The following is a 25,998-nucleotide window of genomic DNA, read 5'->3' on the forward strand; positions in this document are numbered from 1 at the left end:
CATGTCGAGCTGGTCGAGACATCTCGCGTGCAGCAGTAATCCATTCAATTGAGTTACTTCGGCACGCGAGATGTCTCGACCAGCTCGACATGACGTGCTTTTTTGTTCTGGCCTGACGACCCATACGAGCGCTGCTAAAACGCCACCTGGTACTGCATAATGTACTCGCCGCGCCGACCGGTGGCGGTGATGTCGCCGTTGGTTTGCGTGGTGAAAATGGGCCGGTTCTGGTAATTAACTGACAGCTTGCTGAGGTTGCCGAGGATGAGCCAGTTCAGGCCCACGTTGAACAGCGTCATGGGGTCGGCGAGGCGGTCGTAGTTGGCCCATTGGGCCTGGGCGTAGGGCTGCAGCGTGCCGCGCCCGCCCAGCAGGTCGCGCCGGAGCAGGTAGCCGGCCTGGGCGTACAGAATGTGGCCGGTGCCCAGCAGCGGAGCATTGTTGCCGGCCCCGTTGAAGGAGCCCTGGCCGGCGCGCACGCCGTTGGCGGGGTTCATGGCGCCCACGTTCCGAATGTAGCCGGGGCCGAAGTCGTAGCGGTAGTAGCCGCCGTAGGCGGTGAGGGCCGTGCCAGTGGCGGCGTTCACCGGCGCGTCGTAGTACGCATCCACGGCCCAGAGCTGCAGGGCCTGGGTGAGGGTGTCGCCGGCCGGGCCGCGGCGCCACATGGCGTCGGCCTGGTGCACGAAGCCGGCGCCGAGGTTGAACACGCGCTTTTTGCCCAGGTACGAGCCCACGTTGCCGGCGCCCGCGTTGCTTTCCTGGTCCAGAAACTGGTACATGAAGTAGCTGTGCACCACGGCGTGCGGGGTGCGCAGCGAATACGTGGAGTTGCGCGAAATGGGCTCGGGCACGGCCGTGGCCGTTTGCGTCACGAAGGGCTGGCCCACCGATACGCGGTAGTCCAGCTTGCCCAGTTTGCCTTTGGCGTACACGCCCATCCGGCGCAGAAACTGGTCGTTCACGTCGTTGGTGGCTTCCTGAAAAATAGGCAAATCCAGGCCCAGAATCGAGGCCGTGGCCGAGTTGGCGTAGCGCGCCGGCCCGTTCCAGCCGTTGAGGCCGATGCCCAGGCTCAGTTTATTTTTCACGATGGCGTAGTCGGCCGTGGCGTCGTGGAAAAACGCGCCCGTCTTGCGCGGCGACAGGTACGAGAAGTTGTTTTGGCCAAACTGCAGAAACAGAAACAGCCGCGGCGTGAGCTGCCCGCTCAGCACCAGGCGCAGGCGCCGGATGCCCACGTCCACGGTGTGGGGCTCCAGCTCCCCGTTCACGGTGGTGCCGGGGTTGCTGTCGTTGAGCCGCACCCAGGTTTGGGCCAGGAAATTGACTTTCAAGAACGCCGAGCTGTCGGGCGAAAGGTAGGTTTTGAGGCCTTCCTTGAGGCCGGGCGGCGCGGAATCGGGCGGCAGGGTGGGCGCAATCTGGGCAAATGCGGCGCCGGGCCCGCAGAGCAAGGCCGCCGGCACCATCGTTTTTTTGAAAACAGCCGCCAGGCTACGCGGTAGAAATGACAACATTAACGTAATGTGAAAGGCAAGGAAAGCGTTGGCTGGCCGCGCTAGTTTTGCAATGAGAAGAAGTCCGTTGCAGCGGAATTGCCGCGACTAGCGCAACCAGGATGCGCCGAGGCAATCGAAACCCGGTGGCCGTGCACCAACGGGACCCGGCAGCGGCTTTGGCACATTCGCCGTGCCCGCGCATTGGCCCAAAGCTACGGCCAGTGAGGCCCGCGCGCCCATTAAACCGTGCAAAGCGCTTGGTTCCGCATTAGCTGACGGCTCGGATTCCGGCGTAGAGCAGCGCGCTTAGCAGGGCGGCCACCGGAAGCGTGAGCAGCCACGACAAGCCAATCTTGGCAATTTCTTTGGAGTTGGCCGTCTTGTTTACCAGGCCGATGCCGTAGATGCTGCCCACCGACACGTGCGTGGTGGAAACCGGCAGACCGAACTTGCTGGCCACAATCACCAAAATGCTGGTGATGAAGTTGGCGGTGAAGCCCTGGCCGTGGTTGAGCTTGGAAATCTTCTTGCTCATGGTATCGGCCACTTTCTTGGCATTCAGCCAGCCGCCAATGGCCATGGCCACGGCCAGAATGAGCACGTTCACGGGCATGGCGAAGAACTTGCACACCAGCAGCAGGCCCACCAGCTTGGGCGTGTCGTTGAGGCCGCGGGCGAAGCTCATGGCGGCCGCGCTCAGGTAGTGCAGGTTGTTGATGAGGGGCTGAAAGTTGATGCCAATGAAAGTGCCCTGGTACAGGTTTTGGCACTCGGCCTGGGTGGCCACGCCGGCCTGCAGCGTGGGCAAGGCCGTGAACGCCGCCGTGGGCGCCGAGGCCACGGGCACCCACACGTCGCCCACGCACACGCAGGATTCTTCGGTGATGCCCGCCGCCTTGCGCCCCTGGTGGAAAACCAGGTACACCACGCTGCCCAGCACCACGGCCAGCACCGGCCCTAGTATCAGGGGCAGGAAGAAGGTGGTGCCCAGCTTGGAGAAATTCACGGCTGTGCCCACCGCCACCAGGCCGGCGCCCACCAGCGCGCCCACCAGCCCGTGGGTGGTGGAAATGGGAAAGCCGAACCGCGTGGCCAGCAGCACCGTGATGCCTGCCGCCAGCGCTACGGCCAGCACAAAGGCCGCCGAGCCGATGATTTCATCGGGCACCAGCCCTTTGCCGGAGAAGTTTTTCACCAGCTCGGCGGCGAAGAAATACGAGCAGACGGAGCCGGCAAACGTGGAAACGGTGGCCAGCACCAGGGCCGGCTTGTAGGCCAGGGTGCCACTGCCCCACAGGGTGGCCACGCCCTTGAAGTTGTCGTTAGCGCCGTTGGAATACGTGAGCAGCACCACCGCCAAAAAGAGAAGAACTAGCAGCATAGCAACCGTTTAGGGGTGAAAAGAAAGTTCGCCGACAAAACCCTAAAAATTAGGTTCTGCCGGCGAACTTACGGCCGTTTCCTGCCCATTGGTTTCCCAATGTTAAGAAATTGTTATCTACTTTTCCTGCCGTTGGAGAACGGCTAACGCTGGGTCCAGGCGTTGTCTTTCTCGGTGGCGTCCATGAAGATGCCGCCGTCCAGCCGCACCGATTTCGCGGCTTTGGGCAGCGTGATGGTGGTTTGCTTCTGGTTGGCCTGCCACACGGCGGGCGACTGATGCAGGGTGGCTTTGGTGCCGTCGGCATATTCCACCACCACATCAAACGGCACGGCAAAGCCGCCGATGTTTTGCACGGTGAGGGTGGTACCGTGCACCGAGGCCACGGCCAGGTCGATGTAGTTATTCGTGAAAAACCAGTTGTTGAAAAACCAGCTCAAATCCTGGCCCGAGGCGCTGCTCATCGAGTTGAAGTAGTCCCACGGAATGGGGTGCTTGCCGTGCCAGCGGGCCATGTACTCGTGCAGGCTTTTCTTGAACAGGGCATCGCCGAGCAGGTCTTTCAGCGCGAAATAGCTGAGCGAGGGCTTGCCGTAGGCGTTGTTGCCGTAGCCGGCGCGCAGCTCGTTGCTGGGCGTGATGATGGGCAGGTCCTGGGCGGTGCTGCGGTCGTAAATCCAGCGGCTGACGCGGAACAGCTTGTAGAGCTTGTCGGCGGTTTCGGCGCCGTTTTCGGCCGTGTTGATGAGGCGCTCAAACGTGGTGGCCCAGCCCTCGTCCATGTAGGCGTAGCGGCTCTCGTTGATGCCCATGTAGAAGGGGAAGTAAGTGTGCGCGATTTCGTGGTCTTGCACAAACTGCGCAAACTTGGGGTCCTTCTGCGGGCTGTCGTTCACCATCATCGGGTACTCCATGTCGGCAAAGCCCTGGAAGGCCGTCATTTTGGGGAAAGGGTAGGCGATGCCGGGCCAGTTGTTGGGGTTCGAGAACCAGCCCAGCGCAAACTGCCCGTTCTTCACCGACTCCCGGAAATCCACCGTGGAGTCGGCGTAGGCGGCTTGCATGCTGGCGCGGCGCTTGGCCTTGGCGTCCACCACCACGCTGGCGGCGTCCCACACGTAGTGGTCGCTCAGGCCCACGGCCACGTCCGAGATGTCGCGTGCGGTCCAGACCCAGGTGTTCATCGCCTGCTGCGCGGTGATGCTTTTGCTGGCTAAGTCAGCGGCCGTGGCCACGTGAATGACTTTGTCGCTGGTCATGGACTGCTTCAGGCGCTTGGCGGCGGCTTTCTGCAGCACCTGGTCGGGGTTTTGGAGCGTGCCGGTGGCCCACACGATGTAGTTGGCCGGCGCCTTCACGCGCAGGGTGTAGTCGTTGAAATCGTTGTAGAACTCCTTGCTGTCCACGAACGGAATCCGGTCCCAGCCGGCGTAGTCGTCGTACACCGCCACGCGCGGGTAGAAGTAAGCCAGGTAGTAAGTGGTGGGGTCAATCATGCCTTCGCGGCCGCTTTCCACCGAAATGGGGTAGTGCCAGGCAATGCTGAACTTCACCGAGTCGTGCGGGGCCAGCGCCTTAGGCAGGCGCACGCCCTGGATGGTGCTCGTGCCCTGGCCGGGCGGGAGCGGGCGGGTTTGGCCGGCCACCTGCAGCGTATCGACGACGAGGCCGGTGGTGAGGTAGTCGGGCGAGGCGTCGCCGTCGCGCGCCGCGCCGGGGCGGTGGATGTTCAGGATGAGGCGCAGCACCACTTGCTTCAGCGTGTCGGGGCTGTTGTTGAAGTAGGTGATGGTTTCGCGGCCGCGGATGTCACGGGCCGGCGGCGCGGCGGTCACGGTGATGTCGTAGCGGGCGCGGTTTTGCCAGTAGTTGGGGCCGGGGCGACCGTCCATCGAGCGGGTGCCTTTCTGGAAAGCCCGCTGGATGTCGCGGGGCATGTAGAGCGGCTGGGTTTGCGCGGCGGCGGTTTCGGCGAGGCCGGCGAGCAGCAGGAGCGTGAAGAGGGGTTTACTCATAGCAGGGAGAGACGGTGGGGGAGGAGTAGGCGTTGCATGCGTGGTGGGGCAAAGATGGCACCTGACGTGACGCCTCACCCCCTGACCCCTACGCCGCTTGATGCGCGGAATGGTGGAGAGGGGGCACCGGCTTTGCGTGGTCAAGAATCGTCAGGCTCCCCTCTCCACCATTCCGCGCATCAAGCGGCGTAGGGGCCGGGGGTGAGGCGCCCGGCTTGGTCGATACAATTCCCCAGTTCAGCGGCACGACGTGGAGCTGTGTCTTTCGCTTCTTTTAAGGTTCCGCTTTTCGGGGAGTCGGAGCGTACTTTTCCAGTTCAAAGCTCCCGAAATGCGCATTCCGAATACTCCAAAGGCTTGCACCAAGCCGGACCAATCCTCACGCCAACCCCACTTGCTGCGCGCGATTCTGTCGCTGTTGTTGTGGCTGTTGATGCTGGCCCCGGCCGCCGCTCAACCGACCACCGCGAAGGAAGACACGATGGCTGTGGACACCACGGCCCGCGACGATTCCTACCGGCTGGAAGTGGGCTATACCACGCTCAGCGGCATTTCGGGGCAGGTGCGCAAGGTTTTTGACTCGCGCGGGCTGGCCGAGGAATTGCCCGATATGGTGGAGAACCTGAAGGCCATTCAGTACACGCTGAAGCAGAAGGGCGAGGTGGTTGACATCAAACAGCTGCAAATGTGCCAGCTGATGCTGGTGAGCATTCAGGAGCAGCTGGCGGAGTGGCGCACGGCCCTGGGCGAGGCCAACAAGCAGCTGACCGGGATGCAGGTCAAGCTCCGGAGCCTGCCGCCGGCCCGACCCCGCGCCCTGAACCCCGACGCCACCGCGCTGGCCCTCGAACGCTCCGATTCGGCCCTGCAGGCGCGGCAGCAGCGAATTGGCGGCTTGCTCACGAAGCGGCTGACGAAGGTGAAGCAGCTGCAAACGCAGGTGGCGGCCAGCTACATTCAGGGCATGGAGCTGCAGGACGAGGTGGGCGACCAGATGCGTCGCTACGGCCGCACCACCGCCAAGGCCAACTACCCGCCGCTGTGGGAGGCCGGCGCCACCCCGAAAGCGCCCGCCGACCCCAAAGCGCGCAAGGCCGGGCAGTACCGCCGCCAAATCATCAACTTTTACTTCGCCAACAACTGGGACAACTGGGCCTACATGGCCCTGATTGGGCTGGTGTTCTACGGCTGGGTCACGTTCAACTACCGGCGGGCTAAGAAAGAAGGACTGGTGCTGACGGAGCCCTTCCGCTACCTGCGGCCGGGGCCGGTGGCGGCCACGCTGGTGGTAATGTTCAGCTTGGCGCCGGCGCTGGAGCTGCACCCGCCGCCCGTGTACCTGGCGCTGCTGCAGCTGCTGTTGCTAGTGGCGCTCACGGCGGTGTTTGCCCGGAGCTGGCCGCGGCGCATGTTTTGGGCGTGGCTGGGGCTGGTGGCGTTTTTCGTGTGGCTGGGCATCACCAATGCCAACGCGGCCACCGGGCTGGGCGCACGCTGGGGCCTGCTGGGGCTGAATGCGCTGGCCGTGGGCATTGGCGCGTGGCTGCTGTGGCGGCTGCGCCAGACGCTGGAGAAGCTGCGGTTTCTGGTGCCGGTGGCGGGGCTGTTTGTGGTGCTCAATGCGCTGGCAATAATCTGCAACGTGGTGGGCCGGCTGAGTCTGGCGAAGATGTTCAGCACGGCGGGCGTTTATGGGCTGACGCAGGGCATCGGGCTGGCGGTGTTCATGGAGCTGTTCACGGAGGCGTTTCACTTGCAGATTTTGTGCAGCCGGAGCGAAGCGGGCAGCGCGGTGCACTTCGACTACGACAAAATTGAGCCCCAGCTGCTGCGCCTGCTCACGGTGCTGGCCGGCGCCCTGTGGCTGGTGGTGTTCACGTCGAATCTGAATGTGTACAACTTCATTTACGGCTACTTTGAGCACTTTCTGACGGCACCGCGGCTGCTGGGCAGCACGGAATTTACTTACGGCAACATCCTGCTGTTCTTCGTAATTCTGTTTATTTCGGCGCAATTACAGCGCTACATCGGCTACTTCTTCGGCGACGTGGGCGAGGCCGACAGCGTGGACTCGCGGCAGCGCGGCTCGTGGCTGGTGGCGCTGCGGCTGCTGCTGGTGCTCATCGGGTTTGCGCTGGCCACGGCGGCTACGGGCCTGCCGCTGAGCAAGATTGCCATCGTGTTTGGGGCCTTGAGCGTGGGCATTGGCCTGGGCTTGCAGAGCATCGTGAACAACTTGGTGTCGGGCATCATCCTGATTTTCGAGCGGCCGTTTCACGTGGGCGACTTCATCGAGGTGGCCGGCAAGTCGGGGCGGGTGCAGGACATTGGCATTCGCTCCAGCAAGCTGCTTTCGCTCACGGGCTCCGAAATCATCCTGCCCAACGGCGACCTGCTCTCGCAGCACGTCATCAACTGGACGCGCACCAACGACCACATTCGGGCCGACCTGTCGTTGAAAATGACGGCCACCGCACCCGAAACCGACTTGCAGGCCAACCTGCAAACGGCCCGCGAGCTGATTCAGGAAGAAATTAAAAACAGCCCCTACACGCTGCACAACCTGCCGCCCGAAATCCTGCTCAGCAGCATCAACGGGCAGGTGTACGAGCTGAAAATCCTGTTCTGGATTACCAACATCCGGCAGGAGCAGCTCACCAAAAGCGAGATTCTGGCGGGCATTTACCGGCGCTTCCAAGCCAAAGGCTTGCAACTGGGGTAGTAGCGCGGACTTTGTAGTCCGCGTCCCCGGCGGATACCCGAACGACTCTATCGGCGCGGGGACGCGGACTACAGAGTCCGCGCTACGGGCAAATAGCATCTTCCGAGGGCCGGAAGGAAACAAAAATCCGGCCGGCGGCCAGGGATTGGCGGCCGGCTGCAATGGCCGGGGCACCGGCGAAAACAAATCGGCGGCCGGCCGCGACGGGCGGGGGAGCGGCCGAAACCGATGAGAGCGGGACGGCAACGGCCTTCCGGCCGGCGGCAGCCCCCGGAGAGACGGCCGAAACCAGCGGGGGCGGGGCGGCCGGCGATGGGAGGACGACGGGAACGGGAAAGGGGCTGAAAACCAGAAAAAACCGGTCGTTAAAGTCGGCGATTTTGCATTTTTTGAATATGGCAACCTGCGCGGTTGGAAGCCGGAATTAGCTGCATACATTTGGCCGGAGCAATAGGCTCAACCCCCATCATCTACCCCGAATGGCCATGAAGAAATCCGGACTGCCCGTGTCGCAAGGCGACCTTTACCTGCTGTTGCCGCTGGCGTGGCAGGCCTACACCGACCACCTGCCTGCCTTCGCGGACTACAAGAGCGGCTACACCGCGGCGCTGGCCACCGCGCAGGCGCAGGCCCTGGCGGCCGCCCAGGCCCTGCCCGACGACACCGCCCGCTCGGCCCAGGCCGAGGCCGTGCGGGCCGAGCTGCTGCCCCAGGTGAGCGAGTACCTGGCCGCCTGGCAGCGCCTCGACGGCTACATTGAGGAGGCCTACCCCGAGAGCTACGACGCCATGCGCGCGGCGGCCGGCCACGACAGCTACGACGCGGCGGCCCACTACGACTGGGCCAGCCTGAGCACCCTGATGACGGCCGCCGCCACCTTCGGGGCGGCCAACGAGGCCGTGCTGCTGGCCAAGGGGCAGATGCCGGCCACCTTCCTGGCGGCCCTGGCCGCCGAAGCCGCCGACGTGACCACCCTGCTGGGCCGCTACCAGCAGCTGAAGGGCACGGCCCAACAGGGCACCACCGCCCAGCAAACGGCCAACCGCGCCCTCTACGACGACTACCAGAAGATGAACCGCGACGCGCAGCGCATCTTCCGCCGCCAGCCCGACACGGCCCGCCTCTTCCAGACGGAGTACCTGCTGAGCCTGGTGAGCGGCACGCGGCAAGCGGGCGTGCGCGGCACCCTCACCCTGGCCGACGGCACGCTGCTGGCGGGCATCGGGGTGGCAGCGAAGGGCCCCAAAGGCACCGTCGAAACCGTGAGCGACGCCGACGGCCGCTACGCGCTGGCCCTGCCGGCGGGGGACTACACGGTAGTGTTCAGCGGCGCGGGCTACGCCCCGCAGGAGCTAGCCGTGACGGTGGAGGCGGGGGTGAAGAAGCGGGTGGATGGGGTGCTGGGGAAGGTGTAATTTAATTAATCACATTCAATTTAAACTGCAATGAAAAGCTTTGACAGCCGCACCTATAGCATTAATGACTTCATGGAATGGGAGCGTAATCAGCAACTTGAATTGTCGCCAAGATTTCAGAGGAACTCTGTCTGGAGTGACAATGCTCGCTCATATTTAATGGATACAATTGTTAGGGGAAAACCTATTCCAAAAGTGTTCCTTAGGCAAAAAATTAATGCCACAACCCGAATGTCTATTCGGGAAGTTGTGGATGGCCAACAAAGGCTAAGAACAATAATCTCTTATTTGAAAGATTCTTTCTATATTCATCCTAAGCATAATAAAGAACAAGGAGGTAAGTTCTTTAGTCAGTTGGATGAGGAAGTCCAGGTTTCTATTCTAAATTATGAAGTTGCAGCGGATTTATTAGTTAATATGTCCGACGAAGAAGTGTTGGATGTTTTTGGCAGGTTAAATTCTTACGCTGTTGTTCTCAATGACCAAGAGCGCATTCATGCAAATCATTTTGGGCCATTCAAGCTGCTTGCTGATAATGTTGGTCAAAATGCTTTTAATTTTTGGGTGAAGAATAAAATTTTGACGGACGCTCAAGTTATGCGAATGGGTAATGTTGCTCTGGCAGCAGATTTACTTATTGCTATGATAGAGGGTATTAAAAGTAAAAAGCAATTAAAGAAATACTACGAAGATTATGAAAGTGATTTTCAACACGACGTTGAAGATTTGAAATCGAAGTTTAATGCCACTCTAGCTACCACAGGAGCAATTTTTGGTGGAGAGTTAGGGAGAACAGAATTTAGGCGAGTACACATTTTCTATAGCTTGTTTACAGCTATTTACCATTTGAGTTTTGGACTCAAAGAGATAGACATGCCTAAAGCACCTGATGTAGAATGGAACTTCGACAAAATACGGCTAACGCTAAACCCAGTTGATGAGCTATTTGGAGATGAGGACAGGGTAACATTCACCAAGGAGCAAAAGCAGTTTCTAGAAGATAGCCGCCGTGCGACAACTGATGCAAAAGTCAGACTGCGACGCACTAGGTACCTCGTTTCGTTGATTTTGAAATCATTTTAGAATATGCCACTTTTAGCATGTTTGCAAGAATTTCGGAACAAAGTTGCTGCGATAAACAATATGATAGCAGCGGCTCATCGTGTCGACGGAGGTGGTTCTTTTTTCTTTTCAGGGAGCGAGCGAGCTGCTATTGTAGAATCTGGGCTCGTTCGCTTGTTTATTGCATGGGAACATTTTCTTGAACGTTCATTTATACTGTATCTTATCGGTACACGCTCTGGTAGTGGGATTAGAGTAAAGAGATATGCCTTTCCTGTTGATGAGGCTCATGCAAATAAAATTGTTATTGGAGGCATGAGGTTTATGGAGTGGGGTACTCCTGATAGTGTCCGTAAGCTGAGTAAACTTTATTTTAAAGATGGAGAGCCATATGAAACTGTTTTAACGTCAATTAGTAGCGAGTTGTCGGATTTAAAAATAGTAAGGAACGCAGCATCACATTTATCTAGTACGACATCTGCATCTCTTGATAATCTGATTTTGCGTAAGTTGGCACAGCCGATTATTGGTGGTACAGTTGCTTACTATGTTCTCGCGGTAGACCCGAATTCCTCTAGCGGGGAAACGATGCTGCAGGTTTATGAAAATATTTTAGATATGGCAGCAGAATTAATAGCTAGGCCATAGTAGAAATTCCTGATACGTTATTGGCAGGAGCTTTTATTATCTGAATACTGTCCCAATCATTTCTGTAGCTGCTTTGGATAGTATGTATGGTAAAGGCGAAATGGTATTCGGTAGATATATAGAAACATTATGCAAAACTGGTTTGCATTGCGGAATACAGGCGCCCAGTTGCTGCTGCCCCTGCTGCTCCTCACCGCCTGCCAGCGGCCCGCTGACGTCGTGGTCAACCTCAACGGCCAGCAGTGCACCCGTACGCCAGCCCAGCTAGCCCAGGGCCAGCTGACGCCCGGGCTGCAGGATGCCGACTACCCGCTGGTGAGCGACCTGGCCATGCTGAGCGCCATCGTGTATTCGGGCGTAAAGTCGGCCAACCACCGGCCCGACTATAGCCAGGACACCACCAAGTACGCCGTGGAGCGGCGCGAGCTGGCCCGGCGCGGTTGGCGGCCCTTCGCCTTTCGCTACCCGCTGGTGGCGGCCCCGGGCCAGCGCCTGGCCGGCGGGCTGGTGTACGACGTGTGGGTGCGGCCGGGCCCGGTGCCGCTGGCGGTGCTGGTGTTCCGGGGCACCAACTACCTGGAGTTTGCCGACTGGGTGGCCAACACCCGGCCCCTCACCAACAACCCGTGGTTCTGGGACCAGTACGAGCAGGCCCGCGCCCTGACGCCAGCCGTGGTGGCCCGGCTCGATTCGGCCTACGGCGGCCGGGCGCGCATTTTCGCGGCGGGGCACTCGCTGGGCGGCGGGCTGGCCCAGCACGCCGGCTACACCAGCCCGCGCATCGAGAAGGTGTTTGCCTTCAATTCCTCGCCGCTCACGGGCTACTTCGACGTGGCCAAAAAGGACCGGCTGCCGCCCGGCAGCGCCCGGCGCACCTTCCTCGTGTACGAGAGCTACGAGGTGCTCACGCTGTTTCGGTTCGTGCCGGTGCAGCTCAACCGCTTCGCCAAAAACGTGGACCTGGTGGTGGTGCGCTACAATTTCACCACCGGGCTCGATTCGCCTTCGCCGTTTCGGCAGCACGAGATGCAGCGGCTGGTGGCGGGGCTGCGGGCGGCGCGGTAGGGGCCGGTTTCCGGGAAAGCTGCGGGCGGCGTTTGCCGGTAGGCAATACGGCGTCGGGAAGCCCGCGCGGCTACGTATCTTACCGTCGGCCCAGGGCGCTGGCTGACACCAGCCCCGGCCGATGCTACCCGTATGATATACCAGGTCACGCTTCCGCACCCGGCTTTGCGGCCCTACGTCAAGGAGTACTTGCTCATTGATTTTGATTTTACCGGGCTGGCCGAAATCCCGACCAAGCTGCTGCCCGCTCGCGCCGAGCAAAGCCTGATTTTTTACCCCGGCGACGTGTTCACGAAGGTGAGCCCCGCCGGCAACCAGCGCCTGGTGATGCCGCACACGCTGGTGCAGGGGCAGCCCCTCAGCACCTGGCACCACCACTACCCGCGCCGGTTCACGCTGCTGAAAGTCATTTTCCAGCCCGGCGGGCTCTACCAGCTGCTGGGCCAGCCGCTGGGCGCGCTCACCGATGCCGCCCTCGACGCGGAAAGCGTGCTGGGCGGCGAAATCGGGGCCCTGATTCACCGGCTGATGAACACGGCGGGCTACGGCGAAATGCGGGCCGTGGTCGACGCGTATTTGGTCGATAAATTCCGGCGGCGCAAGCTGCGCATTGAGCCCATCGACCGGGCCTGCCAGTGGCTGCAGGGCGGTGGCCCGGCCGCGTCGGTGGAGTACCTGGCCGGGCAGGCGTGCCTAAGCTTGCGGCAGTTCGAGCGCAAGTTCCGGGAGCGGGCCGGCGTGAGCCCCAAGCTGTTCATGCGCATTCAGCGGTTCAACCGGGCGTTTGATTTGAAGGCCCGGCGCGCCGACCTCGACTGGCTGGCCGTGGCCCTGGCCTGCGGCTACGCCGACTACCAGCACATGGTGAAGGACTTCCGGCAGTTTGCGGGCACCACGCCGGTGGGCCTGCTAGAGGCCGAAGCCACGGCGCCCGAGCGGGTGCTGCACCTGCGCTGAAGATGTCGTTTTTTGACCACTGGCCGCGGGGCGGGGCGGCTAGTTTTGCGGGCATCACCTTACCCCGCATTTTTATGGAAAATTCTTCGCGCCGCTCGGCCCTCAAACACCTTTCCGCTACGGCCCTCAGCATGGCCCTCCTCCCCTCTGAAGCCCTGGGCGCCGCCCCGGCCGCGCCCAAAAAGCCCTTCGTGCTGCGCCGCGCCGACGGCCGATTCCAGGAGCACTACCGCATGATGGGCTTCGACCTGTACCTGAAAGTATCGGGCAAGGACTCGGACGGGCAACTGGCCGTCTTCTCGGGCGAGTACCGCAAGCACGACGGCCCGCCGCTGCACGTGCACTACCAGCAGGACGAGGAATTCTACATCACCGAAGGCGAATTTCTAGTGCAGGTGGGCGAGGAGAAATTCACGCTGCGCGCCGGCGACTTAATCTTCCTGCCCCGCGACGTGCCTCACTCGTTCGTCACCCTTAGCGACACCGGCAAAATGGTGTTCATGACGCACCCCAGCGGCGGCACCGAAGCCCTGTTTCGGGGCCTCTCACAGCTGCCCCCCACCGCCACGCTCGACGATGTGCAGAAGATTCACGTGGCCAACGGCTGCCGCATTGTGGGCCCCAAGCTGAGCGCGGGCTAGCCGGCATCGGGCACAAAAAAGAGGCGGGCCGTGGAAACGGCCCGCCTCTTTGCGTTTGGCACAAACCGTCTGTGGAAGCAGCCGCCGACGAGGCAGCGGAACCCGGCGTACAGCTTGAGGCAAAACGGTAAATATCCGCATGGGCTCTCAAGCGTTGGGCTGCGCGATTTCGGGCTGCGTAAAACGCCAAAATCGACTTAATTTTACGCCCCGCCTCAACCGGCTGGGCGCCTTTTTACGTTGCTTGAATTGAAGCAAATAACTTCCAGGCGCTTCACCCGTAGCATTGCCCCGCTTATCATGTCAAGCCTTTTTCTGAGATAAAAGGCACCCTGTTGCTGTTTTCGAAGATGATTCACATTGTGTACATGAGCCGGGCCGTGCGCCCGCTTTCCGACCAGGATTTGCAGGCGCTGCTCGACCAGTGCCGCCGCGACAACGCCGCGCGCAACGTCACGGGCGTGCTGTTCTACAGCCACGGCAACATTGCGCAGCTCATCGAGGGCGAAAAGGAAGTGCTGGAACCGCTGTTCGACGTCATCTCGCGCGACGGCCGCCATTCCAACGTGGTAAAGCTGGTCGACAAGCCCATCACGGCCCGCAGCTTCGAAGACTGGTCGATGGCGTTCCATCCGCTGGAGCCCAGCGGATTTGAAGCCCTGCAAGGGTTTTTGCTGCCCAGGCACCTGCCGCCGCCCCCCAGCTCGCTCAGCATTGCCGATGCCATGCTGGTCGATTTGGTCCGGCTGGCCGTCTTCGGCGCCGATGCTGCGCCCGCTGAACCCGAGCCCGCGCATGCCTAACCGAAGCGCGTTGAAGTATCCTCAGACCCTGTGGCGGGCCGCAGCCCGGCCCGACCTTCTTTTTGCGTTCGGCCATGCGTGAGCAGCAACTGCAAGACATCCTGCAGCACATGCCCGCCGGCGTGGCCACGCTGCAAGGCCCGGAGCTGTGCTACGGCTTCGTGAACGAGGCCATGCACACCGTGCTGGGCGCGCCCGTGCGGGAGGGCCAGCCCGTGGCCGAGCACCCCGGCACCATTCCGGCCGACCTGTTGGAGGTGATGCAGCAGGTGTTTCAGTCGGGCCGGCCCTACGTGGCCAAGGCCTACTGCATTCCGCTGCCCGCGGCGGAGGGCAAAAAGCCCACCCCGCGCTACTTCGATGTGGCCCTGGAACCCGTGCGCGAAGGCGACGGCCCCGTGAGCGGCCTGCTGCTCTTCGCCGTGGACGTGACCGCGCAGGAGGAAGCCCGTCAGAAGGCCCACCACCTCTCCATCGAAACGCGCCGCCTCGACACGCGCCTGCGGGTGCTGACGGAAACCGTGCCCCAAATCACTTTCACGGTGGACGCGGCCGGCAAATACGAGTACGTGAGCCCGCAGTGGTACTACTTCACCGGCCAGCCGCCCACGGCCGATTTGAACGCCATCTGGCCGCTGCTCATTCACCCCGACGACCGGCTGCGCGTGCTCTACCAGTCCGATTCGGCCCGGGCCGCCGGCATCGGCTGGAGCTACGAGTACCGCCTGCGCCGCCACGACGGCCAGTACCGCTGGCTGCTGAGCCGCGCCCTGCCCGAGCTGCACGCCCCCGACCAGGCCGTGTTCTGGCACGGCGCCCTCACCGAAATCCACGACCAGCGCGAGCTGGCCGAAGCCCTGCGCCGCGGCGAGGCCGAGCTCCGCTTTCTGGCCGACAGCATCCCGGAGCTCATCTGGACGGCCACGGCCGAGGGCTTTATTGATTACTACAATGAATACACCGCCGAGTATTCGGGCCTGACCAAGGAAGAGCTGGGCCCCACCGGCTGGATAAACCTACTCGACCCCAGCGAGCAAGCCGGCGCCGCGCGCCGCTGGGTCACCAGCATTGCCAGCGGCGAGCCCTACGAGGGGCTGTTCCGGATGCGGCGGCACGACGGGCGTTACCGCTGGCACATCATCCGGGCGCGGCAGCTGGCCGACGAGCGCGGCCCGCGCTGGTTCGGCACCTGCACCGACGTGGATGACCAGCACCGCCTGCGCGAAGTGCTGCAAACCCAGTACGACGAGCTGGCCCGCACCAACCGCGACCTCGACACCTTCGTGTACACGGCCTCGCACGACCTCAAGCAGCCCGTGCTTAACCTGCGCGGCCTGTTTGAGGAACTGCGTCGCACGGCCTCGTTCAACGACCCGGAAGACAAAAAAATAGTGGGCATGGTGGACGAGGCCCTGGGCCAGCTCGATGCCACCCTGCTGGAGCTGGCCGCCACCGTGCAAGACCAGCGCGGCCTCTCGGCGCCCGTCGAAACGCTGGATTTGCGCAGCGTGGCCGACGAAGTGCTGCTGGGCCTGCGCGTGCAGGTGCAGGAGTCGGAAGCCGTGGTCGACCTGGATTTTTCGGCCGCGCCCACGCTCACCTACGGCCGGGCCAACCTGCGCAGCATCCTGCACAACTTGTTCAGCAACGCCCTCAAATTTGCCGACCCCGAGCGGCCGCCGCACCTTCAGGTGCGCAGCGCCGTCACGGAAACCGGCCAGCCCGTCCTCACCGTGCAGGACAACGGCCTGGGCATGGAGCTGCCGGGCCGGCCGGCGCCGGTGTTTCAGCCGTTTGCGCGGCAGCACCCGCACATTGCCGGGGCCGGCGTGGGCATGTATCTGGTGCAGCGCATCATCGCCAGCCGCGGCGGGCACTTGGACGTGACCAGCAAAGTGGGCCAGGGCACCACGTTCACGGTGCACTGGTTTGAAAATTAAATAATTGATTTTTAATAATATAAAAATTATTTCATACTTAGATTAGGAGTTCTAATTTTTTTTTTATGATTAGCAGAAAATCAATTCCATTCTTACAAAAGTTGCGAAAAGGCTGACACCCTGATATGCTGAGTTCTTTCTACCTAAAAAAATAATTTGAAATGAAAAACCAATTATCAAAATTTGCAATCAGTGCGATTGGTGCATCGCTTGCGGCAGTGCTAACTTTCTGGGGCTGCCAAGAAAAGCAAGGGGTGAAGCCCACTGAAATTTCGGCGGCGAAGGCAGCCGTGAATGCAGAATCGGGCGTCGTGAGCGCGGAGCAATTCGAGGCTACATTCAAGCAAACACTGGAAATACTCGACGGCACGAACCATGCCGAGGTGCGAAAGGTCGAAGGAGGGTACGAGATGCTCGTAGCTCCGGGGCCCGCCCCAACCGCCGAAACTCCCTCCTCATTGAGGGAGTGTGAAGGAAGTGGCATAGGCTTCGCAAATTGTGTAAAAGGGTACGTTGACAAAGGAAGGAAGGTGGTAGTATACTCCTGCAGCGGACATTATTGCGGCGACGTTGTTCCGTAAAGTCGTAGAATTGCTCGCTGTGTGTTCCGATGAAACTACCGGTGCTCAATGAATAGCACTACGGGCCAGTGGCTTCGTACTCAACTAACCAAATAGAAAAGCGTAAGAAAAAGGCCGGGACTATTCTCGGCCTTTTTCTTTTCCTCCTTTCCCTCTCCAAAACCACCATGAGCATCTTCAGCAGCGACAAACTCAAAGGCAGGAAAATTGCCATCATTGCCACCGACGGCTTCGAGCAGGCCGAACTCGACGAACCCAAGAAATACCTCGAAGGCGAGGGTGCCGAAACCCACGTCATCTCCCTCAAAAGCGGCTCCATTAAAGGTTGGGATGGCCCCAAGAAGGACTGGGGCGACAAAGTCGACGTCGACAAAGTCATCACCGACGTGAAACCCGCCGACTACGACGCTTTGGTGCTGCCCGGCGGCCAGATGAACCCCGATGTGCTGCGCACCGACAAAGACGTGGTGGCTTTCGTGAAAGAATTCGCCGGCTCCGGCAAAGTCATCGCCGCCATCTGCCACGGCCCCTGGACGCTGATTGAAGCCGGCGTGGTGCGCGGCAAGCGCATGACCAGCTGGCCCAGCCTGCACACCGACCTCGTGAACGCCGGCGCCCACTGGGAAGACTCCGAAGTGGTGACCGACCACGGCCTTATCACCAGCCGCAAGCCCCAGGACATCCCCGCCTTCAACAAGAAAATTGTGGAAGAAATGCTGGAGCCCCAGCACGGCGGCAACAGCTAGCGCAATATCTTTCTCCCACAAAAAGGCCCAACCTGATTCAGGTTGGGCCTTTTTGTATTTTGTTTAAACAGGGCTCACGCTTCTTACTTTCGGCTCACAATCCACTTGTAGATGTCCGCCGGCGTATCGGGGTTGAACGCGGCGGCAGCGGCCTCCGCCGGCGAGTCGCTGGCGAACTGCAGGGCGTGGGTGAGGTTTGGGTAGCGCAGCTCGGCCACGTTGGCGTTGGCGCGCAGGCCTTTTTTGAGGGCGGCGAGGTTGAGCGCGGGGTTTACTTCCTGGTCGGCTTCGCCTTGCAGCAGCAGCACGGGGCACTGCACGGCCGGCAGCGTGGGCTGCGGGTCGAAGGCGAGGAAGCTGCGGTAGGCGGGCGTGGTGAGGGTTTGGACGGTGGCCTGCACGTCGGCGGCGGCAATGCCGGGGTAGCGCTGGCGCAGCATGTTGCTCAGAATGGCCTGGGCTTGGCTGTTGTCGGGCGTTTGGCGCACGATTTCGAGCATGGCGCGCTGGTGCTTGACGAGGCTTTCCTCGTCGCGGCGCATGGCCGCTTTCTGGCGCAGGCGCTGCTGGTCGAGGTAGGTTTGCACCTGGGCGGCGTTGGAGCCGTGGGCGCGCAGCTTGGCGGCTTCCTGCTCGGCAGCCCGCATGGCGCGCTCGTACTGGTGCTGGCGGGCCAGGTCGGTGGTGTCGTTGCCGAGCACCTTGCCGTACATCACCGGCTGGGTGGCCAGCAGCTCACGGGCGGGCAGGCCCGCGGCCGCCACCGCCACCACAAACGTAGGCGCCAGCGGCTGGGCGCCGGCCAGCAGCGCCACGTTGCCGCCTTCGCCGTGCCCGATGAGGCCGAGGCGCGTGACGTCGACCTGCGGCCGGGTGCGCAAAAAGTTCAGCGCCGCAATGGCATCGGCCGCGCGCTCGGCCAGCGTGGTGGTGGTGGCCGAACCACCCGAGCCGCCCTGGCCGCGCTCCTGGAGGCGCAGCACGGCCACGCCCTGGCGCACTAGGTAGTCGGCCAGGCCGTTCAGCAGCTCGCTGTCGGCCGAGCGCGGCCCCCGGGCGTCGGCGCCGCGCTCGGGCAATAGCACCGCCGCCGGAAACGGGCCGGACCCCGAAGGCAGCCGCAACACGCCGTTGAGGCGCACGCCGCCGGCCGGGCTGGTCACGGCCACGGCCTCCACGCGGTCGAGGGGCCGGGCGGGGGCGACGAAGGTTAGCAGGATGCAACAGGCAGCGAAAAGTAAGAAAGGGCGCATGATGACGAGTAGTGGCAGTGGGTGAAAAGCGTATCGGCTTCGAGTTGCGGTGCTGGGTAGCTGGCTCAAAATTCAGCCACGTGCCGTGTCGGTACGGATTTATAAGCCGAACCACCGGCTTTTGTCGGCTTATGAACGAAGTTGCCCGGCGGACAGATGTTGTTTTTTCTCAAAATGGGTCATTTGTCCCATAATGGGATTTTTAAAGAAGACATAACGGCCAGAAATACTGGCCCCACGTGCTCGCTTATGATTCAATGGCTGCTATATTCAAGCGTTATAAGCGGCCGTGCCTTCCTCCTTCCACCACGGCCAGCAGTCATCTACCCACCTGTTCGCCTGCGGCATTGCGCCGGAGGGCCACCCACAGCTTGGGTTAACGTCACATTCTGCCCGCCGGCTTCCGGCGGTTAGTCTCGTTCCGCCTGCCGGACTGCCTGGGTCACGCCGCCGCGTGCCGGAGCCGCCGGGCGGCTTTGCCATTCACCAAGCCTGCTTGCCTAAGGAAAAACGTTGAATTGTTGGGGGCGGTGCCTCTGCACCGGCTTTGTTCATTCCTTTTCTCTACTTTTTACTGATGAAACACGCTTACTCATTCCTTCCCTGGCGCGCGCTGGCGCGCTGGTCGTTTCTGCTGGCGCTGGGCCTGATGCTTTCCAAGAGCGCCCGGGCCCAGACCCCCGAGGCCACCGCCTGGCCGTTTTCGCCCCTTTCCAATTGCTACCCCGCGTGGGTGCCGCAGCCCGTGCTGCCCGGCCAGTTGCGGGCCCCGGGCGGTATTGCTCCCACCCAGGCCGTTGGCGGCGGGAGCCCGCAGCTGACCGGGCCGGCGCCTAGCTCAACCTTCGGTTACGCATTCACGCCACAGGGTGACCTGAAGGTGCTCGTCGTTTTCGTGGGGTTCATGGAAGACATCCTTTCTGGCCCTAATGGATGTGGAAGTTATAATGCCCCTGAATGGGCTCAAGACCCTGTTCAAGGCAGTGGCTTTGGAGTTGGTGAAACGTTCCCGGCCAACTATACCAGCGTGTGCTATACCAATCCCACGCAATTCAGCCTGGGAGCCACCGACCAAAGCGTGTCGAACTTCCTGTACCAGATGTCGCGTACTTCGCCCAATCCATTGAAGGTAACGTTCGGTACCTTCCCCAAGCGGATTAACGTTCCGGCCAGTGGCCGCAGCTTTGGCGATTTCTTCGGCTATGCCCAGGACACCATCAATGCAGCCGCTGCGCAGTTTCCGGCGTTTAACTGGGGCCAGTACGACCAGCGCACCAACAACCCGCGTTTCAACTTCGACAACAGCGCCACCGGCCCCGACGGCCAGCTGGACTACGTCATCTTCTGCTTTCGGGTGAGCTGTTATCCGTCGGTGCGGAGTGAAGACGGCGTGGCGGGCGTGCCCGGCGTGACGATTCCGGCCAACGCCAACCACCCCGCGTACACCATCGGGACCGGGCATTGCCAGGCGGGCGGCACGCTGGCCCTCGGTGCTGCACGAAATGGCCTATAACCTTTACCTGGCCCCGCACGTGCTGGGTGCCAACAGCACCACCGGCAACCACTACTACAATACCCTGGGCTGGAGCATGCTGCAGAACGCGGCCACCTCGTTTTCGGCCGCCGCCTGGGAGCGCTGGTACCTGGGCTGGACGGAGCTGCGCACCGGCCCCGCGCAGGTCAGCAGCGACATTGGGCCGAACGCGCCGGCGTCCGGCGGCACCTACGTGCTGCGCGACTACGTGACCACCGGCGACGTGATGCGCCTGGAGATTCCCAACACCGGCCAGCACCTGTGGCTGGAAAACCGCGCCCGCAACGGGCCGATGGACCGCCGCAACGGCTACACGCTGGCGCCCGATGGCAACGCGTACCTGCCGGCGCCGCAGGGCCTGCTGGCCATGGTGGAGAGCATGAGCGCCAGCCGCGACAATTTTGTTGCCTGGTGGAACACATCCCAGGTGAACGGGCTGCGGGTGGTATCGGCCGAAGGCAACTTCGACTACAAGCGCAGCGGCGGCCTCTACACCGTGAACAACCACCTGCACGGCAACCTGACGTATAACTTCCAGCTGCGGGACAACAACGCCCCGGCGCCCGTGCTGCGCAACAACGCCACGGGCGGCCACAGCGAAATCACCAGCATCCGGACCGACCGCGACAACAACGGCCGCATTCGCTACGACAGCTTTACGGGCAATGGCGACGTGACCGTGGGCAACGAAGGCACGCCCCTGTTCGTGGGCGACGACCGGATTACGGACGGCCTGTTCGGGCCGCACATCGGCACGCGCAAGGTGGGGTTCCGCTATGCCCTCGACACCAACCCCCTGATTATTCCGCACCAGACCTACGACCCGGCCACGGAGCGGCAGTCGACCATTCCGCTCAACGGCTTGTCGGTGGAGATTACCGGCTACGACGCCGCCTCGGACGACCTCACGCTGCAGGTGCGCTACGACAACACCGCCGTGACCCACGACACCCGCTGGACCGGCCCGCTGCAAACCTTCCCGGTGGCCAACGCCACCGCCGGCCACGAGATTTACATCGACGGGGCCACCCTGACCCTGGACCGCAGCGCCACGCCGCAGCGGGAAACCCCGGGCTACGTGGGCGACTTTGTGAACAGCACCGAGTTGCGCATCGGCGCCAACACCAGCATGAGCCTGGTGAATGGCGGCGTGCTGAACCTGGTGGGGGCCGGCACCACGCTCTACCTGGAAGACGGCGCCCACGTAGTGCTGGACGGCAGCGGGGCCAAGCTGGAGGCCCGGGCGGGCACCACCATCAACGTGGCCAACCGCGCCGACCTGGACGACAAGGGCGCCCTGGTGCTGCTGCCCGGCAGCCGGCTCATTGACCGCAACGCCGAAACGATTGCAGTGGGCCTGCGGGCTGCCCAGCCCGAGGTGTTTCCCAACCCCGGCACGGGCGCGGCCAGCTTTGCCTGGCCCGCCGCCGACAGCCCCGCGTCGCGGGTCGGCTACCGGTATCAGCTCACCGACCTGCAGGGCCACACGCTGCGGCAGGGCCCGGTGAACCCGGCCGGCAACACCCTCACCGGCCTGGCGCCTGGCCTGTACCTGCTCCTCACCCAGGGCCCCAACGCCCCCGCCCGCACCCAGCGGGTGGAGGTTCGCTAATGCCCCACTCATTCCTTTTTCCCATGCGCTACTTCTTATTCTTCCTGCTGTGCCTGCCCTTGGGGGCGCGGGCGCAGGTGCTGCCCTGGGCCCAGGGCTACGGCACCACCGTCGACGAAACCGGCGGCTACGCCGTGGCCATGCCCGGCGGGGGCTACCTGCTGGCCGGCCAGCAGCCCTACGCCAACGGCTTCGCCAGCCGCCTGTACTTGGTGCGCACCAACGACGTGGGCGATACGCTCTGGACCAAACGCGTGTCTCCGCCATATGCTTTATTACCAACACTCTCGGGCATGGTACGCGACGCCAGCGGGAATGTGCTGCTAACCGGCTATGAAAATGGACGAGGCAACCAGACAGGCTTTGCAATGAAGTTGAATCCTATAGGCGACACGCTCTGGACCCGCACCTACCGCCCTGCACTCCAAGCGGGAAGCACCGGGCAAACCTATGTTTTCCCAGCAATTATTGCTTCGGATGGCAACTACCTCTTTGTGCGGAATGACAACGATTTTTTGCCAAGCCCTCCTTACTTCATTGCAACGGTGAACCTTTATAAGGTGAATGCCCCTACCGGCAACGTTATGTGGTCGTTTAACATTGGCAATTATCTAACTGCTGCTGGTTTCGACCCACCCAACACCCAATATGCTAACCCAGTAATCAGTGGCAATAATATAACGATGCTAGTAGAAGGAACCCTGGGAGGGAATACCAATGGAGTGAAAGGGTATTTCCTGTTTAATAGCACCACTGGGGCACTGGTACAGTTCAGAAGGCGCGATGGATTGTATTTGAATGATAACATCCCCACATCTAGCGTAACCCAAGACGGCAACATCCTGATGGGTCGGCGGCAAAATATCACTAAGATTACCCCGGTCGGCGACACGCTTTGGCGCACGGTGGCGCCCAGCCGCTACGCCAATCGCAGTTGGGATGCCCGCGCCATCGTGGAAGACGCGCAGGGCGGCCTGCTGCTGGTAGGCGACTCGCAGTACCAGAACGGCGGGGCAGGTGGCAGCAGCAACTAGGTGCACCTGGTGCGCTTCACCGGCGGCGGGCGGCTGGTGAGCGACACGATGCTGTTCCGGGCCGGCGACAACTATGCCCGCTCGACCCTGCTGGCCCCCAACGGCCGAGGCCTCGTCTTCAGCGGCTACACCACGGCCGGCCCCCACGGCGGCGCCGACCTCACGCTGGCCCGCTACGACGGCTTTCGCCCCCTGGCCAGCCGGCCCGAAGCCGGGCAACTGGCCCCGCTGACGGCCTACCCCAACCCCGTGGGCGGGCCCGCCGCCCGCGCCACCGTGCCGCTGCCGGCCGCCACGCCCGGCGGCCAGCTGGTGCTCTACAACGGGCTGGGCCGTCGGCTGGGCGCGCAAGCCGTGGCCCCCAGCGCCCGCCAGACCACCGTGGAACTGGGCGCCCGCCCGCCTGGCCTCCACCTGCTGCGCTACGAGCAGGCCGACGGCCGCCGCTTCCTGGTGCGCCTGCTGCGCGAGTAAGACGGGTGCGGCCAGTTGCTCCGTATCCTGTGATAACACAGCGCCCCGCCCCGCCGGCCCGGCCCGGCGGGGCGGGGCGCTGTCCAAGCATCCCGGCAGTAGAAAAAGCAGAAATTTCTTGACTGCCCAAGTAGCTTTCGGGGCCGGAGCTACCACCTGGCCGCGGCCGGGCGCTACTTCAAAAACGGCAGCCAGCCGCGGCCCTGCCAGTGCAGCCAGCTCCACATCACCACATCAAAAACCAGCAGAAAGCCACCCTGCAACCGCAGCGAGCGGCCAAAGCCCAGCAGCCGCGCCGGCCGGGGCTCAGCGGGCAGGGCAGCCCGGGCCTGCAGGTAATAGCCCGTCATCACGTAAGCCACATCCAGCCCCGCGTTCAACAAAAACAGGTTTTCGTTGAATAGCTGAGCCTGCACCACGTCGGCCAGCCGCAGGCCGGCGGGCGCGATGGGCTCTAAATGATAGATGCCCCAGAAGGCCAGCACGGCATTCACCAGGCCCCAGCCCACGTTCATGCCGTGGAAGTAGTAGGCGGGGAGGCGCCGGTCGGCCCGCGCCAGGAAGTGGCCGCTCACCAGCAGGTTGAGCAGTACCCAGGCGGCCAGCACGGCCAGGCCCTGCCCCAGCAGGGCCTCGCGGGCCTGGTGCAAGGCCGCGAGGTTGAGCGTGAGAAGCATAAGCAGCAGCAAAAAAAAGTCCGGGCGGTTCAGCGCTGGCCCGGCGTGGGCGCCGCTACTTCTTGAACCCCAGGCCCAGATACAGCTGAAACACCTGGTTGCGGATGTTGTTGTCGCCCACGGCGGCGCCGCTGGCGTTTTGGTAGCGCACCACGCTGCCGTCTTTGTAGATTTTGCCCAGGCTCCAGTCGAAGCGGGCGCCCAGCTTGGCGAAGCCCAGGCGAGCTTCGGCCCCGGCAATGGCGCCGTAGTCGAGGCTGTTGTAGCCGCGCTCGGAAAGGTCCACGGTGGCGCCGCCGTCGCGCACGTTGGTGAGCAGCGACACCTGCGGCCCCACGTGAATGCTGAGGGTTTCGGTGAGGTTGCCCACGAAGAGAACGGGCAGCTCCAGGTAGTCGAGGCGGGTGTCGCGGGTGGCGGTGCCGAGGTAGTCGGTGCGGTAGCCCTTGCGCGAGTACAGCAGCTCCACCATCAGCGAAGCGAAGTTGTTGAAGCCCATCTGTCCGTACACGCCGGCGTGAAAGTCCTTGAGGTTGTCGCGGTTGGTAAACAAGTCGGCGCCCGCGCCCTGGATGCTGGCCAGGTTGTAGCCACCCTTGATGCCGAAGCCGGTGTTGCGCGACTCGGTGCCGTCGGAGGCCGGGTATTTGGTCGAAGAGTCGAGGCCGGGCCCGTCCTGGGCGCGCGCGGCGGGCGCGGCCATCAGGGCCAGCGCAAGGGCGAATAAGGCGTTTTTCATGATAATAGGGCGTAAAATGGCCAACTAGCAAACGGCCGCCGCCGCCCAAAGTTGCCCGCGCCGCCCGTGGGGCCAACAAAAAAGGAGGCCCCGCGGGACCTCCTTTTTGTTAAGCCAACCGCAAAACGGCCCGCCGGCCTTATTGCGTGAAGCCGAAGCCGACGTACACCTGCAACACGTTGTTGTACACTTTGGCTTCCTTGCTGATTTTGGTCAGGCCGAGGTTGTAGCGGGCGCCCAAGCGGGCGGGGCCAATACGATATTCCAGGCCGCCCACGCCCGAGAGGTCAAAGCTCTGGAAACCGTTGTCGTTGATGTCCAGGTCTTTGTCGCCCGAAACCACTTTGGTCAGGATGGAAGCCTGCGGGCCGATGTGGAAGCTGAACTTGTCGGTGATGTTGCCCACGTAGAGCACCGGCACCGACAGGTAATCCAGCCGCAGGTTGTCGACCCCATCCTTGAACTTGGTGCCCTGGCGCGAGTACAGCACCTCGGCCTGAATGGACGAAAAGTCGTTGAACCCGAACTGCCCGTAGAGGCCGGCGTGGAAGGAGTTGGAACTGCTGCGGCCGGTGCCGGCGTCGTCGCCGTACACGTTGGCCAGGCTGTAGCCGCCCTTCACGCCGAAGCCGGTGTTGCCGGATTCGGCGGTGGCGCCGCCGGTGTAGTCTTTGGAAGATTGCGCGCCGCCGGGCGCCGCCTGGGCAAAAGCCGCCGGGGCAGACGCTACGGCAAGCAGCAGAAACAGAAAAATCTTTTTCATGAGTGAAAAAAAGAGGATGAAATGAGGCGCAAGGCCCGGGAAGATTCCTATTCCCGTTTGCCCCTATACTTTTCCGCGGCCAGAAAGTTGCCGGGTGGCCGGAGGAGGCACTAAAAAGGCCGATTGCCGTTTCGGCGCGGGGACGTACCTTTGGGGCGCTGCGCCGCCTGGCCGCAGCCATTTCCGGGGTGTTAGCTCAGTTGGTTCAGAGCGCCACCCTGACACGGTGGAGGTCGTTGGTTCGAGCCCAATACGCCTCACGAGAATGCCCCTCCCGATATCGTGAGGGGCATTTTTATTCTTTTGCCCCCACTAACCGCACCCAATTGCCGCAGGGAAACGGCCGCACAGAAGTAGGTTTTCAAGGGCTTCGAACCCGGTGCGACTGCGGAGGCTGGGCCGGGGCCCCGGGATGCCAACGCCCAGCCCAAACC

General features: G+C 62.3%; 22 protein-coding genes and 1 tRNA gene. 16 read left to right on the plus strand and 7 right to left on the minus strand.

The genetic code is table 11. The annotated features are described in order from the left end of the window. Positions 1-134: 134 nt before the first annotated feature. From I2H31_RS01040 to I2H31_RS01050, 3 genes are all read right to left on the minus strand, one after another. On the minus strand, positions 135-1,520 hold the full coding sequence (locus tag I2H31_RS01040) for a hypothetical protein (protein ID WP_196291141.1): 1,386 nt from the start codon (positions 1,518-1,520) through the stop codon (positions 135-137). A gap of 250 nt (positions 1,521-1,770) precedes the next feature. Next, complete coding sequence (locus tag I2H31_RS01045) at positions 1,771-2,883, minus strand: inorganic phosphate transporter (protein ID WP_196291142.1); 1,113 nt, start codon at positions 2,881-2,883, stop codon at positions 1,771-1,773. Between the two features lie 143 nt (positions 2,884-3,026). Next, positions 3,027-4,898 carry a M1 family metallopeptidase gene (locus tag I2H31_RS01050; RefSeq protein WP_196291143.1) on the minus strand — a complete coding sequence of 624 codons (1,872 nt, stop codon included), beginning with the start codon at positions 4,896-4,898 and terminating at the stop codon, positions 3,027-3,029. Positions 4,899-5,292: 394 nt separating this feature from the next. Here I2H31_RS01050 and I2H31_RS01055 point away from each other — a divergent pair, with 394 nt between their 5' ends. The 11 genes from I2H31_RS01055 (at position 5,293) to I2H31_RS01105 (ending at position 17,478) form a co-directional block, all read left to right on the plus strand. Then, the gene (locus tag I2H31_RS01055) at positions 5,293-7,620 is read left to right on the plus strand and encodes a mechanosensitive ion channel family protein (RefSeq protein WP_196291144.1); all 2,328 of its coding nucleotides are present in this window, start codon (positions 5,293-5,295) and stop codon (positions 7,618-7,620) included. Between the two features lie 485 nt (positions 7,621-8,105). Beyond that, on the plus strand, positions 8,106-9,035 hold the full coding sequence (locus I2H31_RS01060; protein ID WP_196291145.1) for a carboxypeptidase-like regulatory domain-containing protein: 930 nt from the start codon (positions 8,106-8,108) through the stop codon (positions 9,033-9,035). A gap of 30 nt (positions 9,036-9,065) precedes the next feature. Continuing rightward, positions 9,066-10,118, plus strand: a complete 1,053-nt coding sequence (locus I2H31_RS01065) for a GmrSD restriction endonuclease domain-containing protein (RefSeq protein WP_196291146.1) — start codon at positions 9,066-9,068, stop codon at positions 10,116-10,118. 3 nt (positions 10,119-10,121) lie between these two features. Beyond that, on the plus strand, positions 10,122-10,745 hold the full coding sequence (locus tag I2H31_RS01070; protein ID WP_196291147.1) for a hypothetical protein: 624 nt from the start codon (positions 10,122-10,124) through the stop codon (positions 10,743-10,745). A 129-nt stretch (positions 10,746-10,874) separates the two neighbouring features. Then, the gene (locus I2H31_RS01075) at positions 10,875-11,810 is read left to right on the plus strand and encodes an alpha/beta hydrolase family protein (RefSeq protein WP_196291148.1); all 936 of its coding nucleotides are present in this window, start codon (positions 10,875-10,877) and stop codon (positions 11,808-11,810) included. A gap of 132 nt (positions 11,811-11,942) precedes the next feature. Further along, positions 11,943-12,767 carry a helix-turn-helix domain-containing protein gene (locus I2H31_RS01080; protein ID WP_196291149.1) on the plus strand — a complete coding sequence of 275 codons (825 nt, stop codon included), beginning with the start codon at positions 11,943-11,945 and terminating at the stop codon, positions 12,765-12,767. A gap of 74 nt (positions 12,768-12,841) precedes the next feature. Further along, positions 12,842-13,408 (plus strand): cupin domain-containing protein, encoded by a 567-nt coding sequence (locus I2H31_RS01085; protein WP_196291150.1) that lies wholly within the window; start codon positions 12,842-12,844, stop codon positions 13,406-13,408. A gap of 350 nt (positions 13,409-13,758) precedes the next feature. Further along, the gene (locus tag I2H31_RS01090) at positions 13,759-14,211 is read left to right on the plus strand and encodes a BLUF domain-containing protein (RefSeq protein ID WP_196291151.1); all 453 of its coding nucleotides are present in this window, start codon (positions 13,759-13,761) and stop codon (positions 14,209-14,211) included. Between the two features lie 74 nt (positions 14,212-14,285). Next, positions 14,286-16,151: a PAS domain-containing sensor histidine kinase gene (locus I2H31_RS01095; protein WP_196291152.1), complete on the plus strand. Its 1,866-nt coding sequence runs from the start codon at positions 14,286-14,288 to the stop codon at positions 16,149-16,151. 161 nt (positions 16,152-16,312) lie between these two features. Then, positions 16,313-16,732 carry a hypothetical protein gene (locus tag I2H31_RS01100; protein WP_196291153.1) on the plus strand — a complete coding sequence of 140 codons (420 nt, stop codon included), beginning with the start codon at positions 16,313-16,315 and terminating at the stop codon, positions 16,730-16,732. 167 nt (positions 16,733-16,899) lie between these two features. Further along, positions 16,900-17,478, plus strand: coding sequence for a type 1 glutamine amidotransferase domain-containing protein (locus I2H31_RS01105; RefSeq protein WP_196291154.1), 579 nt, complete (start codon positions 16,900-16,902; stop codon positions 17,476-17,478). Positions 17,479-17,561: 83 nt separating this feature from the next. On the opposite strand, the gene I2H31_RS01110 is transcribed toward I2H31_RS01105, so the two are convergent. Continuing rightward, positions 17,562-18,731, minus strand: a complete 1,170-nt coding sequence (locus I2H31_RS01110) for an alpha/beta hydrolase (RefSeq protein WP_196291155.1) — start codon at positions 18,729-18,731, stop codon at positions 17,562-17,564. Between the two features lie 577 nt (positions 18,732-19,308). On the opposite strand from I2H31_RS01110, the gene I2H31_RS01115 reads away from it, so the two are divergent. Genes I2H31_RS01115 through I2H31_RS01130 form a run of 4 tightly spaced genes read left to right on the plus strand, consistent with a single transcriptional unit; the run spans position 19,309 to position 23,385 of the window. Next, positions 19,309-20,244 carry a hypothetical protein gene (locus I2H31_RS01115; RefSeq protein ID WP_196291156.1) on the plus strand — a complete coding sequence of 312 codons (936 nt, stop codon included), beginning with the start codon at positions 19,309-19,311 and terminating at the stop codon, positions 20,242-20,244. Then, positions 20,234-21,877, plus strand: a complete 1,644-nt coding sequence (locus I2H31_RS01120; protein ID WP_196291157.1) for a hypothetical protein — start codon at positions 20,234-20,236, stop codon at positions 21,875-21,877. Before I2H31_RS01115 ends, I2H31_RS01120 begins: the two co-directional genes overlap by 11 nt. A gap of 23 nt (positions 21,878-21,900) precedes the next feature. Beyond that, the gene (locus I2H31_RS01125) at positions 21,901-22,911 is read left to right on the plus strand and encodes a hypothetical protein (RefSeq protein WP_196291158.1); all 1,011 of its coding nucleotides are present in this window, start codon (positions 21,901-21,903) and stop codon (positions 22,909-22,911) included. Then, positions 22,912-23,385, plus strand: a complete 474-nt coding sequence (locus tag I2H31_RS01130) for a hypothetical protein (protein ID WP_196291159.1) — start codon at positions 22,912-22,914, stop codon at positions 23,383-23,385. 173 nt (positions 23,386-23,558) lie between these two features. Here I2H31_RS01130 and I2H31_RS01135 read toward each other — a convergent pair whose 3' ends face one another. The 3 genes from I2H31_RS01135 to I2H31_RS01145 all read right to left on the minus strand — a co-directional run bounded on the left by I2H31_RS01135 (position 23,559) and on the right by I2H31_RS01145 (position 25,564). Continuing rightward, positions 23,559-24,062, minus strand: coding sequence for a DUF6992 family protein (locus tag I2H31_RS01135; RefSeq protein ID WP_196291160.1), 504 nt, complete (start codon positions 24,060-24,062; stop codon positions 23,559-23,561). Between the two features lie 55 nt (positions 24,063-24,117). Next, positions 24,118-24,801, minus strand: coding sequence for a porin family protein (locus I2H31_RS01140; RefSeq protein WP_196291161.1), 684 nt, complete (start codon positions 24,799-24,801; stop codon positions 24,118-24,120). A 139-nt stretch (positions 24,802-24,940) separates the two neighbouring features. Further along, complete coding sequence (locus tag I2H31_RS01145) at positions 24,941-25,564, minus strand: outer membrane beta-barrel protein (protein ID WP_196291162.1); 624 nt, start codon at positions 25,562-25,564, stop codon at positions 24,941-24,943. A 185-nt stretch (positions 25,565-25,749) separates the two neighbouring features. On the opposite strand from I2H31_RS01145, the gene I2H31_RS01150 reads away from it, so the two are divergent. Beyond that, a tRNA-Val gene (locus I2H31_RS01150) sits at positions 25,750-25,824 on the plus strand. Positions 25,825-25,998 lie beyond the last annotated feature (174 nt).

The organism is Hymenobacter ruricola (genome assembly GCF_015694525.1).
GTDB lineage: Bacteria > Bacteroidota > Bacteroidia > Cytophagales > Hymenobacteraceae > Hymenobacter > Hymenobacter ruricola.

Coding starts and splice junctions, on each gene's coding strand:
- I2H31_RS01040 (WP_196291141.1), bottom strand. CDS start 1,520: ATGTTGTCATTTCTACCGCGTAGCCTGGCGGCTGTTTTCAAAAAAACG.
- I2H31_RS01045 (WP_196291142.1), bottom strand. CDS start 2,883: ATGCTGCTAGTTCTTCTCTTTTTGGCGGTGGTGCTGCTCACGTATTCC.
- I2H31_RS01050 (WP_196291143.1), bottom strand. CDS start 4,898: ATGAGTAAACCCCTCTTCACGCTCCTGCTGCTCGCCGGCCTCGCCGAA.
- I2H31_RS01060 (WP_196291145.1), top strand. CDS start 8,106: ATGAAGAAATCCGGACTGCCCGTGTCGCAAGGCGACCTTTACCTGCTG.
- I2H31_RS01065 (WP_196291146.1), top strand. CDS start 9,066: ATGAAAAGCTTTGACAGCCGCACCTATAGCATTAATGACTTCATGGAA.
- I2H31_RS01070 (WP_196291147.1), top strand. CDS start 10,122: ATGCCACTTTTAGCATGTTTGCAAGAATTTCGGAACAAAGTTGCTGCG.
- I2H31_RS01075 (WP_196291148.1), top strand. CDS start 10,875: ATGCAAAACTGGTTTGCATTGCGGAATACAGGCGCCCAGTTGCTGCTG.
- I2H31_RS01080 (WP_196291149.1), top strand. CDS start 11,943: ATGATATACCAGGTCACGCTTCCGCACCCGGCTTTGCGGCCCTACGTC.
- I2H31_RS01085 (WP_196291150.1), top strand. CDS start 12,842: ATGGAAAATTCTTCGCGCCGCTCGGCCCTCAAACACCTTTCCGCTACG.
- I2H31_RS01090 (WP_196291151.1), top strand. CDS start 13,759: ATGATTCACATTGTGTACATGAGCCGGGCCGTGCGCCCGCTTTCCGAC.
- I2H31_RS01095 (WP_196291152.1), top strand. CDS start 14,286: ATGCGTGAGCAGCAACTGCAAGACATCCTGCAGCACATGCCCGCCGGC.
- I2H31_RS01100 (WP_196291153.1), top strand. CDS start 16,313: ATGAAAAACCAATTATCAAAATTTGCAATCAGTGCGATTGGTGCATCG.
- I2H31_RS01105 (WP_196291154.1), top strand. CDS start 16,900: ATGAGCATCTTCAGCAGCGACAAACTCAAAGGCAGGAAAATTGCCATC.
- I2H31_RS01110 (WP_196291155.1), bottom strand. CDS start 18,731: ATGCGCCCTTTCTTACTTTTCGCTGCCTGTTGCATCCTGCTAACCTTC.
- I2H31_RS01115 (WP_196291156.1), top strand. CDS start 19,309: ATGAAACACGCTTACTCATTCCTTCCCTGGCGCGCGCTGGCGCGCTGG.
- I2H31_RS01120 (WP_196291157.1), top strand. CDS start 20,234: ATGGCCTATAACCTTTACCTGGCCCCGCACGTGCTGGGTGCCAACAGC.
- I2H31_RS01125 (WP_196291158.1), top strand. CDS start 21,901: ATGCGCTACTTCTTATTCTTCCTGCTGTGCCTGCCCTTGGGGGCGCGG.
- I2H31_RS01135 (WP_196291160.1), bottom strand. CDS start 24,062: ATGCTTCTCACGCTCAACCTCGCGGCCTTGCACCAGGCCCGCGAGGCC.
- I2H31_RS01140 (WP_196291161.1), bottom strand. CDS start 24,801: ATGAAAAACGCCTTATTCGCCCTTGCGCTGGCCCTGATGGCCGCGCCC.
- I2H31_RS01145 (WP_196291162.1), bottom strand. CDS start 25,564: ATGAAAAAGATTTTTCTGTTTCTGCTGCTTGCCGTAGCGTCTGCCCCG.